At 33.4% G+C, this 19,216-nt stretch carries 13 protein-coding genes; 8 read left to right on the forward strand and 5 right to left on the reverse strand.

The annotated features are described in order from the left end of the window. Positions 1-2 precede the first annotated feature (2 nt). Positions 3-989, reverse strand: a complete 987-nt coding sequence (gene msrP, locus LW133_RS07245; protein WP_233077780.1) for a protein-methionine-sulfoxide reductase catalytic subunit MsrP — start codon at positions 987-989, stop codon at positions 3-5. Positions 990-1,070: 81 nt separating this feature from the next. On the opposite strand from msrP, the gene prfB reads away from it, so the two are divergent. Genes prfB through LW133_RS07265 form a run of 4 tightly spaced genes read left to right on the forward strand, consistent with a single transcriptional unit; the run spans position 1,071 to position 5,019 of the window. After that, a complete protein-coding gene (gene prfB / locus LW133_RS07250; RefSeq protein WP_233077782.1) occupies positions 1,071-2,156 on the forward strand; it encodes a peptide chain release factor 2 in 1,086 nt (361 codons plus the stop codon). Positions 2,157-2,166: 10 nt separating this feature from the next. Beyond that, complete coding sequence (locus LW133_RS07255; RefSeq protein WP_233077783.1) at positions 2,167-2,913, forward strand: hypothetical protein; 747 nt, start codon at positions 2,167-2,169, stop codon at positions 2,911-2,913. Further along, on the forward strand, positions 2,910-4,235 hold the full coding sequence (locus LW133_RS07260) for a peptidase U32 family protein (RefSeq protein WP_233077785.1): 1,326 nt from the start codon (positions 2,910-2,912) through the stop codon (positions 4,233-4,235). The genes LW133_RS07255 and LW133_RS07260 overlap by 4 nt, the downstream gene beginning before the upstream one ends. A gap of 1 nt (position 4,236) precedes the next feature. After that, positions 4,237-5,019: a glycosyltransferase family 2 protein gene (locus tag LW133_RS07265; RefSeq protein WP_233077787.1), complete on the forward strand. Its 783-nt coding sequence runs from the start codon at positions 4,237-4,239 to the stop codon at positions 5,017-5,019. A 99-nt stretch (positions 5,020-5,118) separates the two neighbouring features. Here LW133_RS07265 and LW133_RS07270 read toward each other — a convergent pair whose 3' ends face one another. From LW133_RS07270 to LW133_RS07280, 3 genes are read right to left on the reverse strand one after another with little or no spacing between them, the layout of a single operon-like run. Then, positions 5,119-5,925 carry a glycosyltransferase family 2 protein gene (locus LW133_RS07270; RefSeq protein WP_233077788.1) on the reverse strand — a complete coding sequence of 269 codons (807 nt, stop codon included), beginning with the start codon at positions 5,923-5,925 and terminating at the stop codon, positions 5,119-5,121. Between the two features lies 1 nt (position 5,926). After that, on the reverse strand, positions 5,927-7,207 hold the full coding sequence (locus LW133_RS07275) for an O-antigen ligase family protein (RefSeq protein ID WP_233077789.1): 1,281 nt from the start codon (positions 7,205-7,207) through the stop codon (positions 5,927-5,929). 24 nt (positions 7,208-7,231) lie between these two features. Further along, the gene (locus LW133_RS07280) at positions 7,232-7,666 is read right to left on the reverse strand and encodes an META domain-containing protein (protein WP_233077790.1); all 435 of its coding nucleotides are present in this window, start codon (positions 7,664-7,666) and stop codon (positions 7,232-7,234) included. A 76-nt stretch (positions 7,667-7,742) separates the two neighbouring features. Here LW133_RS07280 and purE point away from each other — a divergent pair, with 76 nt between their 5' ends. Continuing rightward, a complete protein-coding gene (gene purE / locus LW133_RS07285; RefSeq protein ID WP_233077791.1) occupies positions 7,743-8,237 on the forward strand; it encodes a 5-(carboxyamino)imidazole ribonucleotide mutase in 495 nt (164 codons plus the stop codon). Positions 8,238-8,395: 158 nt separating this feature from the next. Here purE and LW133_RS07290 read toward each other — a convergent pair whose 3' ends face one another. Further along, on the reverse strand, positions 8,396-9,403 hold the full coding sequence (locus LW133_RS07290) for a PLP-dependent aminotransferase family protein (RefSeq protein WP_233077793.1): 1,008 nt from the start codon (positions 9,401-9,403) through the stop codon (positions 8,396-8,398). Between the two features lie 67 nt (positions 9,404-9,470). Here LW133_RS07290 and LW133_RS07295 point away from each other — a divergent pair, with 67 nt between their 5' ends. The 3 genes from LW133_RS07295 to LW133_RS07305 all read left to right on the forward strand — a co-directional run. Continuing rightward, complete coding sequence (locus LW133_RS07295; protein WP_233077794.1) at positions 9,471-12,119, forward strand: phosphoenolpyruvate carboxylase; 2,649 nt, start codon at positions 9,471-9,473, stop codon at positions 12,117-12,119. A gap of 387 nt (positions 12,120-12,506) precedes the next feature. Then, the gene (locus LW133_RS07300; protein WP_233077795.1) at positions 12,507-14,717 is read left to right on the forward strand and encodes a cbb3-type cytochrome c oxidase subunit I; all 2,211 of its coding nucleotides are present in this window, start codon (positions 12,507-12,509) and stop codon (positions 14,715-14,717) included. 214 nt (positions 14,718-14,931) lie between these two features. Then, on the forward strand, positions 14,932-19,216 hold a 4,285-nt coding region (locus LW133_RS07305; protein ID WP_233077796.1), incomplete at its 3' end, for a beta strand repeat-containing protein.

Raw genomic sequence — 19,216 nt, forward strand, 5'->3', positions numbered from 1 at the left:
GATTAAAAATTTTTCTCTAAATCCATATTTGCGTATAATCTTGCCACCTCATCGCCATAACCATTAAAAATCTGTGTTTTAATACGAGTAGGTCTATACCCCTCACCAATGAATCGCTCACTTGCCTGTGACCATCTTGGATGTGCCACATCAGGATTGACATTTGCATAAAAACCATATTCATCACCCGCAAGTCTCTGCCATGTGCTTAAAGGCTGAGTTTTACTCAATGTGATTCTAACAATAGATTTAATATTTTTAAAGCCATATTTCCAAGGCACCACCAAACGCAAAGGTGCGCCATTTTGATTAGGTAATTTTCTGCCATACATCCCCACTGCTAAAATACAAAGTGGATGCATCGCCTCATCAATCCTTAAACCTTCCACATAAGGGAATGGGATATTTGCCGCAAGAAAAGGATTTTTTACCGCGGGCATATCATCTTGTTTTAGCGTCTCAAAAATCACATATTTTGCCTGCGAAGTAGGTTTTGCTAACTTCAATAATTTATTAAATTCAAACCCTATCCAAGGAATAATCATACTCCATGCTTCCACACATCTAAAGCGATATACCCTCTCTTCTAATGGCATACTTTGCAAGATTTTTTCTAAAGAAATTTTTAAAGGCTTTTCTACTTCCCCATCTATCACCAGATCCCACGGAGAAGTTTTTAAAATTTTAGCGCGATAATATGGATCATCTTTTTGCATACCAAATTCATAAAAATTATTATAAGTACTTGCTTTTTCAAATGGTGTAAGCTCTTCTTGCAAATAATTAATATTTTTAATAAAGGAATATTTTTTCTCATTAAATACAAGCTCTGTAGTATTTTCTTCTGCAAAAATCCCTTGCATACCCATACCAAGAGATAAAAATCCCAAGGGCATAGTTTTTAAAATCTCTCGTCTTTTTTGATACACCCCTTCATCTGTGATTGCATTTTCTTTAATTTCCCATGATTTTTTATAAATAATTCTCATCTGTTTTCCTAAATTCATTTAAATGCGACTTTATTATTGTAAAATCTTTTCAAAATATTTTTAATAAAAGGTTATAACTAAATGGATTCTTATGAGTATGGCGAATTGCTCAAGACCCTAAAAACAAAGATTGACAATATTTACAAAATCATCAAACCCAACTCCCTGCAAGAGAGACTAAAAGAAATTGAAGCATTGCAACAAGATGCAAATTTCTGGAATGATGCAAAAAAAGCAGGAGAAATCGGTAAAGAAAAATCAAGGTGCGAGAGAATGTTACAAACCTATCAAAATGCAAAAGCCTCTATTGATGATGCAAGTGAGCTTTTTGAAATCTCTCAAAATGACAATGACACGCTAGAACTACTCTTTGCAGAATCACAAAATCTCGAAGATTCTATAAAAAAAGTTGAAATTGAAGTCATGCTAAGCGGGGAGCATGATGGAGCAAATGCCATTGTTACCATACAACCTGGTGCAGGTGGCACAGAAAGTCAAGACTGGGGTAGCATTCTTTATCGTATGTATCTTAGATGGTGTGAGCGAAGAGGATTTAAAGCTGAAATTTTAGATTATCAAGATGGTGAAGAAGCAGGGATTAAAGGTGTAGCATTTTTAATTAAAGGAGAAAATGCTTATGGTTACATGAAAACAGAAAATGGCGTGCATCGCTTAGTAAGAAATAGCCCATTTGATGCAAATACAAAACGCCATACAAGTTTTGCTAGTGTGCAAGTAAGCCCTGAGCTTGATGATAATATACAAATTGATATCGAAGAAAAAGATATTAGAATTGATACTTATCGTGCAAGTGGCGCAGGAGGACAACATGTCAATAAAACAGAATCTGCTATTAGAATCACACACTTACCAACAGGCATTGTCGTGCAATGTCAAAATGATAGGAGTCAGCACAAAAACAAGGCTACCGCACTAAAAATGCTACAAAGCAAACTCTATGAACTCGAAAGAGAAAAACAAAATAGCAGTATCGCAACACAAGAAAAAAGCGAAATTGGTTGGGGACATCAAATTAGAAGCTATGTCTTAAGCCCTTATCAACAAGTAAAAGATAACCGCAGTAATCTTGCTTATAGCAATGTAGATGCAATCTTAGATGGCGATATTGATCAGATCATTGAAGGCGTATTGATCTTAAAAAATTAAAGGATAAATAATGAATCAAGAAGAATTAGATGCACTAATTAAAGAACAACTAGAAAAAGAAAACTTGGGAGATGACAGCGAAATTTTAGATATATCGCTTGATTCTACAAAAGAAGACAAAGAAATAACAGAAAATACACAAATAGAAGAAGCAATAAAAGAAGAAAATAAAAAATCTAACGATACAAAACACAATATCACAGATGCTAATGCTTTTTTAAACACTCCTGTTGAAAAACAACACAAAGTAATTTTTCAGCTTGATGAAGTAGCAAGAGATTCTGAGCTTAGAGCCAATGAAGTATTTGAAGATCTTGAAGGTATCCAAGATTCAGCATTTGTGCTTAATGATGGTTTAAAGCAAATTTGTCAATATATTACATCACAAAAAGTTATTTTTGAAAAACTTGTTGCAAAATTCCCAAATGTAAAGATTTTTCAAGATTCTCTTGAAGATACCTGCATAAATTTAAAACTTATTGACACTCTAAAAGATAATCTTACCAACTGCGATAATCACATTAATAATGCAATTAACGCGATGCAATTCCAAGATATCCATCAACAAAAACTCAATCGAGTAATCCATATTATCCAATCTTTAGTGCATTATATGAATAGTCTTTTTGAAAGCAATAAAGAACACAAAGAATCTCGTGCACAACCTGCGCGCACACTTGTAGGTGATGATAGCCCCGACACATTCTCACAAGAAGAAATCGAAGAGCTCATCAATTCTTTTGGAAAAAAACAATGAAAAAAGTTCAACTTCTCTCCCCTGCAGGGAATCTTACTAAACTAAAAATTGCACTAGATTTTGGGGCAGACGCAGTTTATGGTGGAGTAAGCCACTTCTCTTTAAGAAATCGTGCGGGAAAAAACTTTGATTTTGAAACTTTTGAACAAGGAATATCCTATGCGCATTCCAAAAATAAAAAAGTTTACGCCGCAGTCAATGGCTTCCCCTTCAATCATCAAATAAAACTTTTAGAAAAACATATTTCTCAAATGGCAGAAATTAAGCCAGATGCATTTATTATTGCTGCACCTGGAGTGGTAAGGCTTGCCAAAAAACTAGCACCACAAATCCCTATTCATCTTTCCACACAAGCTAATGTCTTAAATATACTTGATGCAGAAGTTTTTTATGAAATGGGCGTAAAAAGAATTGTTGCGGCTAGAGAGATGAGTTTAAAAGATGCTATAGAGATCAAAAAACATTTACCAGATTTAGAAATTGAAATCTTTGTGCATGGGAGTATGTGCTTTGCGTTTTCAGGAAGATGCCTAATCTCTTCTTTACAAAATGGTCGCGTCCCTAATCGCGGAAGCTGTGCAAATGATTGTCGCTTTGATTATGAATACTATGTCAAGGATCATGAAAATGATAAGCTTATTCCCTTTACAAATGAACTTTATGTAAAAGCTCCAGACAATCCTGCAATGATTAGAATAGAAGAAGAAGAGGGGGTAGGCTCACATATTTTTAATTCCAAAGATCTAAATCTTTCAGGGCATCTCAAAGAAATTCTTGATTCTGGTGCAATTGATGCACTGAAAATAGAAGGTAGAACTAAATCCACTTATTATGCAGGCATTACCGCAAGAACTTATAAAATGGCATTGCAAGATTATTATGAAAATAAATTTCGCCCAGAGCTTTATCAAAATGAACTAAATACTCTTAAAAATCGTGGATTTACAGATGGCTATATTATTCGTCGCCCTTATGAAAAATTAGATACACAAAACCACTTCACCGCTATTAGTGAAGGAAGCTTTCAAGTTAGTGGTGAAGTGCTAGAAAATGGCGAAGCTTTTATGTGCAAATACACCACCAAAAAAGGCGATACATTAGAAATTGTTGCACCATTAGATTCGCAAATCCCACTTATAGAAAATGAAATTGGAAAAATCTATCAAGTAAATGAAAAATACTATCTCACACTCCATAAAATTATCACCGATGAAGATAAAGAGCTTGATGTAATTCATAGTGGCAATATACATAGCGTAAAACTTCCTGCAAAATTACCGAGCTATAGCTTTTTACGCGTACCGCTAATCCAAGGAATCTAATGTGGGGAATCTATCACAAATTAGCGTATGTATCATTGCAAAAAATGCACAAAAAACCTTGAGAGAATGCCTAGAGGTTCTAAAAGAGTTTGATGAAGTTATATTGCTTGATAATGAAAGCACCGATGATACAATAAAAATTGCCAAAGATTTTTCTAATGTCAAAATATTTTCAAGCCCCTTTATTGGTTTTGGACCTCTAAAAAATCTTGCAATCTCTAAAGCAAAAAATAATTGGATTTTAAGTCTAGATTCTGATGAAGTGCTAGAAGATGAGGCAAAGCAAATAATTGCAACACTAAAGCTTGAAAAACATCATATTTATGGAATCAAACGGAAAAATTATTATGATGGGACTTGGATTAAGGCTTGTGGCTGGTATCCTGACTTTGTTTGGAGACTTTTTAATAAAACCCATACTATTTTTCAAGACCAAAGCGTCCATGAAAGCCTAAAAATCTCACAAAATACACAAAAAATTAAACTAAATATCCATCTTAAACACTATACATTTTTTAATGTCTCACAAATGCTCCAAAAACTAGATTCTTACACCACTCTAGCCACGCAAAAAAATATCTACAAAAAATCATCTGTATCTAAGGCTTTTTTACGATTTTTATGGGTATTTTTTAAAGATTATTTTTTACGATCTGGATGGCGCTATGGTTACAAAGGTTTTATCATTGCATGGATGCAAGCTAATGGTTCTTTTTTTAAATATATAAAAATCTATGAAAAACAACAGCAAGAAAAAAACACAAAAATAGATCTTCACCCCTAAGTTTTCACTCTACATTTTTATAATTTTTATTTGATTTTACCCAAGCACATCATGTATTTTCTTGCATCTCTCTGCAAAATCCAAATACCATCTAAGAAATTAAAGTTTTTTTAAGCCATTTTTACATTGCTTGAGTTTATTTTCTAAAGTATTAAGATAGATTTGATGATTTTCTTTTAGCATAGCCCTTGCATTTTCTAGATGATATAAATGATAAGCAATACCTGCAAATCTTAATCTCTTCATTACGCCCCCTGCAAATAAAAATCGCGCAACAAATTCACTATCCTCACGCCCCCAACCAATAAAGCTCTCATTAAAACCATTAATTTTTTCAGCATCTTTTTTATAAAAACTCATATTACACCCACGAACAGGTAAAAGTTTTTTTGTATAAAATATAGTTTGATCAAAGCTTTTTTGATACGCAAGATAAGATAGCAATGCTATCCTCATTGCCTTAAAATGAAATTTTTCAAATGCAAAAAAATGGATTTTATGATCAAGGATTTTTTTAGTCTCCAAAGAATCTAACAAAATTCTACCACCTTGCAAAAATACCCCTTCTTTAGCAAATCTCACATGATCACTAACAAAATCTTTTTGTAAAATCATATCCCCATCAATGATAATAATATATTCTTGCTCTGCTTCAAGAATAGCTTTATTGCGTATTTCTGCAAGCCTAAATCCATCATCTTCATGCCACACATGCTTAATTTTTACCTTTTCTTGATAGCGAATTTGATATTCTGCAACTAATTTTTGCGTATCCTCTGTGCTTCCATCATCTGCAATCAAAATTTCATTAGGCATCAAACTTTGTTGCAACAAAGAATCAAGTACAACTTGCAAACGCTCTTTTTGATTATAAGTTGTAACAATGAAACTTACACCACTTACCATTTTATACCATCTCTTTTTGTTTAATAAGTTTAAAAAATATTGCAAAAAGTAAAAGCAGTGAAAACACGCTTACATTTGTATCCCAAATATCTCCGATCAAAGAATTTGGCAAAATACTAAAACACAGCATTCCTAAAACCGCAATACTACATGATGCTAGCAATGGATTCTCATTTCTTACAAAAGGTAAAACAAGTGCTACCATCCCCGCCCACACACAAAAAAGTGCTACAAGCCCTACAATACCTTTTTTTGCCAAAGTAGTTAAAAATTGATTATGTTTTCTACCTATCCAATCTGTATAAACATTTTCCCTTTCAATTCTACTCTTGCTTTTTTCTTTAATTTCAAGGCTTTTTGCTTTAATTTCTGCAGTGCTCAAACCAAAAATAGGTGCCATTTTCCACATTGCCACCGCCTCTTTCCACATCTCAAATCTTAAACCAATGCTTGTGTGCACTTCACCTTGTTGATACTCTTTTAAATCACTATTTACTAAAGCAACGCGTTTATAATCTGCCTGCCCCTTAAGCCCTATGATAAATAAAAACGAAATTCCAAAAGCCAATAATCCAAATAAAGCTTGTTTGCTATATTTTCTCTGATAAAAAAATACCAAAAATACTACAAAAATCGCCCCCACAACTGCACTTAAAATACTCCCTCTAGTCCCTGATAACAAACAAGCCAAAAAAGAAAGTAAGATTCCTAAAAAATATAAAATTTTTATCTTGCCTGTATTCATTGCAAAAATTGCTAAAAGCATAACGCTAAAAATTCCACAAATATCTGCAAATTCAATAATCCCACTCCAAGCATGCACCCGATCTATCCCTAAGACAAATCGTTGAAAAATCCCGATCATTCCACACAAACATGCCGAAATTGCCATCAAAATAAATACAAAATTTGTACAAAATCTAAAAGGTATTTTCCAAAAATAATAAGTTACCAAAGACATAATCAAGTATTTAGAAGCCAAATCTAAATCAAATAACGAAGGCCACCCCGCATGGCGAGAACTCTCAAATTCCCACCCCTTACCAAAAATATAACTCAATACCGCACTAAAAAAAAATCCAAACAAAGCAGCAATATAAAATTTTTCTTTTTGATGGAGTAGCCTTTTTTTTGTACCAAAAAAAGAAGCTACGCAAAAAACAATCAAAAATAAAATAGCACCAATAGCACTCCCCGCTCTATGCGGCGCAAGAAGAAAAAATACACTCAAAACTATTCCTGCTAAATAATCTAATTTTGTCACATATTGCTGCCTACCCATTTTTTTCCCTTTCTAATTTTTCGATCAATACGGCATTGTATAGCTTTCAAATCGCTTCAGCCAAATTTGCATGCGTTCATTTTTTAACAATAAAAACCCCTGCACTTTTTTACTTAAAAAATCCCCATAAAAAAATCGTAAAAAATTCATTTCAAAATTACTAAGCACAGACTCACACATTTTTTTAGTAGCTCCGCCACTAATTATTGTTACATGCCTCTGCTCTATTACACCATAATTTCCAAAAAAATTATTACATCCCAAAAATCCCACATATCGCCCCTCTTTAAACTCCAAAAAAGAATTGCTATAAGGTGCATTTATACGACTACCATCAATATCAACTGCAACAACCTTCCATCTTCCCAAAAAGCTATTGTTTTTTAATGCCTGTGCTACACTTGTTGTGTTTGCAAAAGCACAAAATAAAACACTAAAAAATATCATGATAATTTTCATATTCTCTCCCCTATATTATGGATTAAAAATTACTTTGCTACAATACCAAAAATATTTAAAATTTTTAAGGAATATTATGAATTTTGTAAGCATTATTATGGGAAGTAAAAGCGATTATAAGATAATGTCAGAATGTATCGAGATACTCAAAAAATTTGAAGTGCCCTATGAAGTTTTGATTGCATCAGCACACAGAAGTCCTGAGAGAGCAAAAAACTATGTTAAAGAAGCGGAAAAAAAAGGCGCAAAAGTCTTTATTGGTGCTGCGGGAATGGCCGCACACCTTGCAGGAGCAATTGCATCAATGACAACAAAACCAGTAATCGGAGTGCCACTTACTGGTGGGGCACTAGATGGTTTAGATGCATTATTAAGCACGGTGCAAATGCCAAGTGGCATGCCTGTTGGCACTCTTGCATTAGGTAAGGCAGGAGCAATTAATGCAGCCTATTTTGCAATCCAAATTCTAGCCCTACAAGATACAAAACTTGCAGAAAAATTGCAAAAAGATCGTTTGGAAAAATTGCAAAAGCTAGAAAAAGATTCTAAAGAAATTGAGCAGTTTATCTAAACTTAAAAGGGGTATTACCCCCTCATTTTTTTATAAATCAAAGTTTGTCATGCCATTGATAGCCATTTTTATCATCAAGCTTTGCCTAAATTCCTAAAAACTAGACATAAAACCAACTTTTTAATGCACTCTTTTAATACATTAAAGATTAAATTTTACTAGATTCCTAGTGTTGTGATTTGCAAATAACTCTCACAAATTCTATTTGCCACTTCTCTTATATCCAAAATTTCTGCCGCACTTAATGCTAAAAGTTCCCTACTTTCATCTTGCAAGTATCCCATTTCTTGCAACACAAAAGAAGGACGAAATAATCCAAACAAACATTCCTGCCCATTTGCACCATAGATATTTTGTATAAATAAATCTTGTAATAACACCCTTGCTTTAATCTTATCAAAACGCAATGCCAAAGTATTTGTAGCACTATTTTCTAAAGGGGTAAATAATCCTACCTTATCACCCAAATTTTCCCTACAAATTGCAAAAAACTCTTTTTTACTCCAAGGTTTTATCTTTATTCTTTTTTCTAATGCTAATAAAAACGCCTCATAAATCCTCTCATTTTGCAAAACAAAAGGAATTTCTATATCCCTTTGTGTAAAAACCATTCCAAAATTACGAAGCAATCCTAAATTCTCCCCCTGTAGAAGATAAAACACTCTATCATCATCAACCCTATCAAACTCCCCCAAACTTACACTAAGCGTAACATCAATCACTAAAATAAAATCCTTGCATTTTTCTTGCAAAAATAACAACACTTTTTTACAATCATTGCGACTAAAAATATCTTGATTAATGCTGGGTAAAACAAAAACCTCACAACCCTCCCTAATAGCCTCTTCTAAGCTCTCAAAATCTATTTCCCCAGTATCTTTTTTGAGTGCAATTTTTTTACCATTCTTATTTTTTGCTGCCAAAAATATCTGTTGATGATTTCCAATCCCATACGCAATTTTCTTACCTAAAAAGCAAAAAAATCCCAAAAGTCCAAAAACATCAAACCCTATAGGAAAGGCAAATTTTGCCCCAAACTTTTGTGCTAATTCCTCTTTATAATCTTTTTTTTGGATAAAAATACTGCGATTAGGAAAATCTTCTTGCATAAGCAAGGAATTTGCCTCATGATTTATTGGATAATTATGTAAAAACTCTAGCCTCATACTACCTCATTTTTTTATGATTTAATTATATAATTTGTCGGTAAAAACAACACTAAAAAGGGAAAAAATGCTAGATTTTCAAAAAGAAAAACAATTTGTCTCAGACTTAATGCTTGATATTTTAAAACAAAAAGATCCACTAGTTACAAAGTTTTTTCAAGCCTTCATGAAGCAAGATAATTCACCCACCCCAGCAATGCTTACAGAAATTATGCAAAATCATAAAACCCTAGATCTTATCAAAGCCTTTTCCCTCTATAATATTTTATTAAACATCATTGAAGAACGCTTTAATATCAAAACCACAAAACCCTTAGAAAAAATCACACAAACTTATAATGACCTTATCCATCAAGGTTTTGATTCTAAAGATATACAAGAAATTATCCAAAATATGGAATTTTATCCTGTTTTCACCGCACACCCCACAGAATCTAGACGCCGTACTTTTTTGGAAGCACATTATGCAATCGATCAAGATCTTTATAAAATTTTTGAACTTCATGACAAAGAACCGATAAATCACATCAAATACCGCCTGAATCTTTTATGGCAAACCCATCTTGTCAGAAGTGAAAAACTTGAAGTTTTATTTGAACTAGACAATCTTTTATACATTATAGAAACTACAATTATCCAAAGTGCACAAAAAGTGCTAGAAGTGCTAGAAAATACCTTAGAAAAACCCCTAGAAAAATCCCCCATACAATTAGGAAGCTGGATTGGTGGAGATAGAGATGGCAACCCTTTTGTCAGCAATGAACTTATGATGCAAGTAATGAAAACCCAACACCAACTCATCATCAATCTCTATATCAAAAAAACCGAGCAACTCATTCGCGAACTCTCTATCTCTCAAGATTTCTGCGAAATTTCAGATTCTCTACAAGAATCTATCATTTCACAAAAACAACATCTAAGCACAATAAGCAACAAACTCCACAGCAAAGAACCATTTAGAGCAAAATTATTTCTCATGAAGCAAAAACTCAAAAACCGCCTCACAAACATCAACACCAACTGGAAAGATGATTTTGTCTATAAAAACTCCAAAGAATTAATTGATGATATCAACCTTTTAATTGCAAATCTTCCAAAAGAATGCACACAAGGACTTAAAGAATTTAGACGCCTTGTTTTGCTTGGTGATTTTTATCTTTTAAAATTAGATTTTAGAGAGCACAAAAGCGTTTTTATTGAAGCAATTAGCGAGATTTTTTGCCTTATGGGGATTTGTGATAATAATTTTCCCACTTTTGAAGAATCAAAAAAAATAAAAATCTTAAACATTGCACTAAATTCCCAAACCTCGCTCCCTGAACTCCTCCCCTCTCTAAGCCAAAATACACAAAATATTATTGATATTTTCCTTACAATCAAATGGGGCAAAGAAAATCTCTCTGAAAATTTCTTGCACTCTTTCATTCTTTCTATGACCACAGATGCAAGCGATTTATTAATCATTCTTTGGTTTATCAAGCAAACCAAACTTTGGAATCCAGGGCACAAAGCACAAATTGCTATCACCCCTCTTTTTGAAACTATCAATGATTTAAAACAAGCAAGCAATATTATGCAAACCCTGCACCAAAACCCACACTACTCTACCTATCTTTTAGATTGCAACTACACACAAGAAATCATGGTAGGCTATTCAGATTCTAGTAAAGATGGAGGAATCTTTGCAAGTAATTACAATCTTTATAGTGCAATTTCAAATCTCATCACACTAGGTGAAAAGCTACAAATCCATTTCCACCTTTTCCATGGTAAAGGTGGAAGTGTTAGTCGTGGTGGCGGAACTTTAGAATCCGCACTTCTTGCAGCACCGCCAAAAAGTGTAAATGGGCTTTTAAAAGTAACTGAACAAGGCGAAATGATAAGCTCTAAATACCTAAGCCCTATTAGTGCAAATTTTAATTTTGCAAACACGCTAAGTGCATTAATGAAAAAATCCTGCTTTGATGCTTTTTGCACACATGCAATCACACATAATAAGCTAGATATGCAATTTTGCCAACAAAGCAATATCCACAACAAACAAATGCAAAAAATCTCAGAAAATTCCTACCAAAAATACCGCGAACTTATCTATGAGACAAAAGGATTCATTGATTATTTCAAAGCCTCTACACCTATTGATTTTATTCAGCAACTAAACCTAGGATCACGCCCTAGCAAACGCAAAGAAAGCACAAAAATTGAAGATTTACGCGCCATTCCTTGGGTATTTGCTTGGACACAAAATCGCAGCATAATCCCCGCATGGTATGGACTTGGTAGCGGATTAGAATCCATCAAAGACACTTCAGTGCTAAGGCAATATTATTTAGAATCTGATTTTTTTAAAGCCACAATTGATAATATCTCTCAAGCATTTTTAAAAGTAGATTTAGAAATTGCAAAACTTTACAATCAATTCGTCGAAGATGAAACACTAAAAAATAAAATCTGGAATTCCATAGAAAAAGAATATAAAAAAACCATGGAGTATATTTTGCTCATACGCGATGAAAATATACTTCTAGATTCTCAACAAGAAATTAGAGAATCTATTTTTATGCGTAAGCCCTCTGTAACTGCGCTAAATTTATTACAAATTGAACTCATTGCTCGCTATAAAAAATCTAGCTATGACAAACAAAAACTACGCCTCATGGAAGAAATTCACAGCACTATAGTAGGAATCGCACAAGGTCTAAGAAATACCGGCTAAATTTTTGCCACTTTTTTTAAGTTCCTTGCCTGCTAACATTCCTTATTCCCCTACTATTTTTAAAAAACCTACAATCAATAGTTTTTTCACAAAATAAAATAGCAAAAACTTTTATTATTTCTCAATTTGTTATAAAAACAAAGCTCATAAACAAAAAAACTAAATGCACATAAAAATATTTTCTTGATTTCATTTTGCCACCCTACCCCCTACCCTATCAACAAAACTATCAAACAACTACCCCTTTAAATTACTTAAAAATTTTTACAAATTTCTAATTTTTATCTATTTATATTTTTTTAAATGAAAATTTTTATAAAATATCGCCCCTCGATATATATTTAATTAAAAAAATAATATCGAGGATTTTTTATTAGGAAGGAAAAGATGTTAGATAAATTTTTAAATAAAAAAAGTTTGCAAGGAGCTTTTTGGATTATCGCTATTTTAACAACTACTATACTAATTTATTTCAGCGCTAATCTAGGAAAAGAAGTCCCTCCATTGCCTAATTCAGTAAAAAGCACTTCAGGTGAAACTCTTTACACACAAGAAAATATCATCAATGGAAAAGGGTTTTTTCAAGAATTTGGTTTAATGGGTTATGGAACTCTCCTTGGCATGGGCTCTTATATGGGACCAGACTTTACAACAGAACTAATGCATAAAAAATTAATAGCTCTTTATGAAATCTTTGCACAAAAAGAATATCAAAAATCTTTAGAATCTCTTTCTGAAGAAGAAAAAGCAATTATTAAAACAAAAGTAATCAATGATACAAGATCTGTTCAACTTCAAGAAAGTGGTGTAACTTATTCTGATGAAGCTACACAAGCTTTCAAAATAGTAGAAAAAGACATGATTGATTTTCTAGTAAATGGTAATGCAGATTGGGGATACAGAGGAAAAGTTATCACCCAAGAAGAAGCAAAGGAAATTATTGCATTTTTTGACTGGTCTTATTTAGTAGCAACTACTTATCGCCCTACTAAAGAGACTACTTGGTCAAATAACTGGCCCAATGAACCACTTATTGATCAAAATGCTACTTGGGAATCTCAATCAATTAGTCTTTGGGAATGGCTATGGTTATGGCCCCTAACAATACTTGTTTTATGGATTAGCTATGAATATCTCATCAAGCCAAGAAGCACAGATACAGATTCTCTAGCAGAACCTTTAAAAATTACAAGTATTTTCAAATCTCAAGAAAAACTTCTAAAATATGTGCCTATTGTCGCATTATTTAGTTTTATACAATTAGTTTTAGGTGGATATCTAGCGCATATCTATGCTAATCCAGGAGATGACTTTATCATCTCACAAGAATTACTACCTTTTAATGTAGTAAGACAATTGCACATCAACATTGCAATTATCTGGGTAACTATTGGTTGGCTTGTAGGTGGCTTATTTATCGCGCCTTTAGTAAGTGGAAAAGATTTAAAATTCCCCAAACTAGTAGATATTCTTTGGATTGCATTGCTTGTTGTTGGCGGTGGCGGACTTATTGGTATCTATCTTGGAACTCAAGGCTACTTAAGAGAAACTTGGTTTTGGTTTGGTAGCGAAGGTAGAGAATATCTTGAGCTTGGTAGAGTATGGGATATTGGCTTATTGATTGGTCTTGTATTCTGGTTTTTAATGGTATTTACTACGATTAGAAAAGCAAAACAAGATATTTTAGTAGGAACAATTATTTGGTCTGCCTTTGGTATTGCTACACTTTATATCTCTGGAATGATGCCTATACATAAAATTATTCCAAACTTTACAGTAGATGATTATTATCGTTGGTGGGTTGTGCATCTTTGGGTTGAACTTACCTTTGAAATGTTTGCATCTGGTGTTATCGCCTTCTTATCCGTTGCACTTGGTTTAGTAAAAAAATCCATCGCAACTAGAGTGATGCTTTTTGAACTTGTATTGATTGTACTTACAGGTGTATTAGGCGTAGGACATCATTATTGGTGGCAAGGTGCTGATAGCCATTGGATTGCAATTGGTGGTATTTTCTCCGCTTTAGAGCCACTTCCACTTGTAATACTAATGATTGAAGCAATCAAAGAACAAAAACATATTAAAGAAATGGGTAAAAAATTTGAATGGGGCGTGCCATTCTTATGGTTAGCAGGCAGTGCTTTCTTAAACTGGCTAGGCGCTGGATGGCTTGGTATGGTAATCAACACACCAATCATCAACTACTATTCTCACGGAACCTATCTCATTATCCCGCATGGACATGTAGCAATGCTTGGTGCATTTGGCTTTATCGCATATGCCTTTGTTTATATGACCGCAAAAGCCAATGCATTAGCGAAAGGATTAGAGTGGAGTGATTATCTTAGCAAAGTTGGATTCTGGCTACTTACAATTGGTGTTGTAATCTATAGTATCCCTACACTTATCATTGGTTTCCATCAAACACAAGTAGCATTTGAAAAAGGCTATTATTTTGCAAGATTACGCGAAACTTTAGAAGCTGTCGATGCATGGATGTGGTTTAGAATCTTGCCAGATTCTATGATGATTATTGGTGGTGGTATTGTATTACTTGATCTTATTATCAAAATCTATTTTGCAAAGAAAAAAGCATAGATTTTGCTTGTTAGTCTTTTTGACTAACAAGATTTATTTTTAATTCCTATCATCTACATAAACAATATAAATAAAATAATTTTTAATAATTTCTATATATTTTGAAAAAAATAAAATTTTTATAAAATATTACCCCCCCCCCCCCGCTGGATATTTATTTAAATACTATAATATAAATCACAGGGATATTTTTTATCAACAAGGAGAAATAATCGTGAAAACAAAACAAAATAAAAAACTTAAATTCTTTACGCCCATTGTAGCAAGCTCACTAGCTTTAATTCTAGGTAGTGGAAGTGCATATGCAGATACTTGTACTAGCTCAAGCGGAACTCCCATACTCTGCGCTGGAACAAAAGACAACGAGACAAAAGTAGATAAGATTCTAGCATGGAATGGTGGGCAAACTAAACCACCGATAAAAACTTATATGCCTGTGCTTCATGATGGAGGGTCGCAACCTATTGAAAGTCTTACTTTTAAATTTATGGATAGTGGCAATAGTATCCAGAAAGAAAATAGCTCAACGGCTGAAAAAGCTGTTTTAACAGTAGGAAATGATACCAATTCTGTTTTAATCAAAGGTAACCAAAAAGGTATCCAGATGAATACCAATGGACAAGGAAACCTCATAGTTGATTACAATAATCAAACTGGCAAAAATTTCACTCTAGATTTACAAGATGCTCCAGATGGTGCGACATCATTTGCAGGACATCTAAAAATTACTAATCAAAAAGCTGGTGGAAGTGGACAAGAAAACACTTTCTCAGCCACACTTAATTATGATCTAAAAGGAAGTGTCACTCTTTCTGGCGCAAGTGGAAATAATACAATCAAATTTAATCACGGAAGCTTAAGAGGCAATATCGGCTCAGGATGGGTCGCTAATGGTAGCGAAAATAAACTTACTATTGATTTTACAGGTAATAAAGAGGGAAGAATTGAGGGAGATATCTATACTCGTAAAGACGATCAAAATAACATGACTATCACCATCAAAGATGGTGGGCTAAAAGGAAATATCAGAAATGCTAATGGAGAAAATGGAGGAGAACAAACAGGTGATCTTATCGTTAATTTTGAAGATGGTGCGGTTATGGAAGGAAATATCGGACACTCTACAACAAGCGAAGCCAATGATTTCCAAAAAAAGCAAGTCACTTTTAAAGCTCAAACTTCAAATACTCCAGCTTCAAAAAATAGTGAGGATAACTTCGTTTTAACTGGGAATATTACTTCCTATGGAACTGGACCTGGATGGAGTGCAGAACTGCATACTGAGAATGGAAATCATGTAACTTTTGAACATGGATCCATGAAAGGAAACATAAGCTCTGGTTATGACACTCGTACAAGAGAAGGATATAATAAAGTAACCTTTCAAGGAGAAAATGCCAAACTAGTAGGATCAATCAGTCTTATCAATGGTGGACAAAATGAAATTCATTTTGAAAAAGGAGGAGAGATCACTGGATTAATTTATACAAACACAGATAGTTATGGCAAAAGTTTTGGAAATAGAGAAAAGAGAATTTATAATCGCATTACTTTTGATGGGACTCAAAATGCATCAATTATCTCAAGCAATAACAATGAAAATGTCATCTCTTCTAGCGGAAGAGCTAATTACATCATTTTTAATGGAACAGGAACCAATACAATTACAGGGAATATATTTGCTAGAAATTTTTACTTTGGAACAGGAAATAATACAATAACTTTTAATGGCAATGGAACCAATACAATTACAGGTAATATTACCGCTGGATCTGGTTCTAATGTCATAATCTTTAATAGCAATGGAAATAACACAATTACAGGCAATATTATTACTAATTCTGGCTCTAACATTATAGTATTTGCCCCTAAAACATCTAACATGACTGCATCTGATTCTTCTCCTGAATCTAAGTCTAGCAATTCCAACACAATTAATGGAACAATTCAAGCAAATGGCGGAAGTGCCAACAAAATCATCTCTATTAACGCCACTAATGGTGGAGATAATGCAAGCAATAGCACAGGCATAACAAATATCATCAAAGATATCACCGCAGAAAATGGAACAAACTATATCACTCTAGGTATAGATGGTGCAATCGCAGAAACAACAGTTAAAAAAGATGGAGAAGCACAAGCTCCTACAGCATCTACAAGCATAGAATCCACAAATAATATTACTGGTAATATCCTAGCAGGGAGAAATGGAAATCCATCAGTTAATCACATCTATTTAAAAGGTAAAAATACTATTGGTGCAGATGCAGATGGTGCTATGATGCAAAATTCCACCCTTTCTATCACTGCGCATAATAGGGATAATGATAATACAGATAAAATCAACTACATCAAGCTTGAAGGAACTAGTACAACAATAAATCTCAATGAAATTAGAGCTGAAGGAAAAAACAATAATGGTGGAAATAGAGCCAAAAACTTCATTTCTTTAGATGGTGAAAACAACACTATCACACTTACAAATATCACAGGATCAAAGGGTATTAACTACATTGGAAAAAATATATTAACGACAAATACACCAAGTGATATTACTTTAATCAATGACGGTACAAATATCAAAAAAATCAAAGATGTTTATACACTCCAACAAAACCAAAATTATAAATTCCTAGATCCTAGCAATCGTGCAAATGGAAAACTCACAATCACAAATCAAAGATGGGCAAATGTAATTTCAGCATCTAACACTTCTGCACAAAATCACATTGATTTCCAAGAAATGGATATTACAGGAAAAATTGATGCTAATGCAGGACAAAACTATATCAATGCTGAAAAACTAAGCCTAGATGGAGATATTATTGCACGCTGGGGTGGAAAAAACTATATTTTGGTAGGAAAAAGTACAGAGATGGGAACACTAGGTAAGCAAGCAGATACAACACCAACCATCACACTAAAAAATACAGCCATCAAAGCGGAAAGTGGAAACAGTACTTCTGAAAATGTGATTTTATTTAAAGATAATGTAAAGTTTGAAAATGTAAGCATTATAGGAAACAATAACTCTACAAATGGTAGAAAAAATAACTTCATCTCAGTTGATGGAGCAAATAATGACCTTGTAATTGATAATATCACTCTTAATACTTCAGGAAAAAATTATCTTGTAAAAGGCTTAGTAGAATACACTCCTAACACTAATGGAGGCAATGGCTTTGTAAAAATTAATGAGCTAGATATGACTAGTGATACAAATGCAATCACTGGAAAACTTTATATCAAAAATGGTGTAAGCACTGCAAAAGATGGAGAAAACTTTATTTCTTATAAAGCAGATGCAACAATTTTAGCCACAGCTTCAATGCCAGAAGTAGATGAAGAGAAAAAAGAAGAAGTAGTAGCAATAGCAGCAGCAGATGCTACAGCCCCTCAAAACTACATTATCGGTAAATTAAAAGAAGAAGGAGGAGCTAAAGTCTTAGGAACTGCAATTTCTGGAAACAATAATCTTTATTTAGATCTAAGCCAAAATACTGATTTTGCTGATGCAGCTTCTGTATTAAAAAAATTACAAGGACTTATCAGTAATCCAAGTGCTAATCAAGGCTTTTCTTTACAAGAAAGCTTCCAATCTGTTATTGCAGGACATATTGATAATAATTTCGATAAAAATAACAGTGGCGGAACAAACAACATCTTTATCAAAGGTGGAAAAAATGCAATGCAACCTACAGTAATGCTAGAGGGAGCAGAGGGAGCAGAGGGAGCAGCAGGAGAAGCAACCACAGGTGTTAAGCTAGGTTTAGCAGGTAATATCACCACAAATGGTGGAAGCAATAATATTATCTTTGAAGATAGTATTTGGTTGCCTTCTGCAATCATTGCACCTAGCAAAGAGGGAGAAAATAATACTACACAAATTCCTTTTAGTGGTACCCAATCAGGAAATCTTATAAATGATAATGGTAAAACCAATATCGTTCTAAGAGAAAATGGAGCAAGTGCATTAAGTGCTGCAGGAACATCAATTTTCAATGTCACTGCAAAAAAACAAGCAGAAACTAATATTGTTGTTCAAGGACAAGTAAATGTAGGTGCAAATGTAGATTATGACAATAGCAGCACCACAAACTTTATCTTTGCAAATGGTAATAATATAAGTGCGATGAAAGAAGCAGAAGAAGGTGAGGGTAATGGTGGCAAAGACAGCTTTGCTAATGGAAGTACTGATGTTTCCAATACAAATTCCAAAGTCCTAGGTGTAACTTATCAAGATGGTATCAAACTCACACTAAAAGATAGAATGATTACAAACTCTAATGGTGAAAATATTTCTTTCCTTAATACTTATAAAAATTACTTTATTTCAAAAGAGACAGATCCAATCCTCACTCTCACAACAAATCGCACAAGCAATAACTTTAAAGACACAATTGTAATAGAAGGTCTTTTTGTAGGTGATGTTGTAGCACTAGAAAGAAGCCGAGATAATAAAGAAAAACATGCAGAGTTTGATGTAACCTTAAAAACAA

The sequence above is a fragment of the Helicobacter anatolicus genome (genome assembly GCF_021300615.1).
Taxonomy (GTDB): Bacteria; Campylobacterota; Campylobacteria; order Campylobacterales; family Helicobacteraceae; genus Helicobacter_H; species Helicobacter_H anatolicus.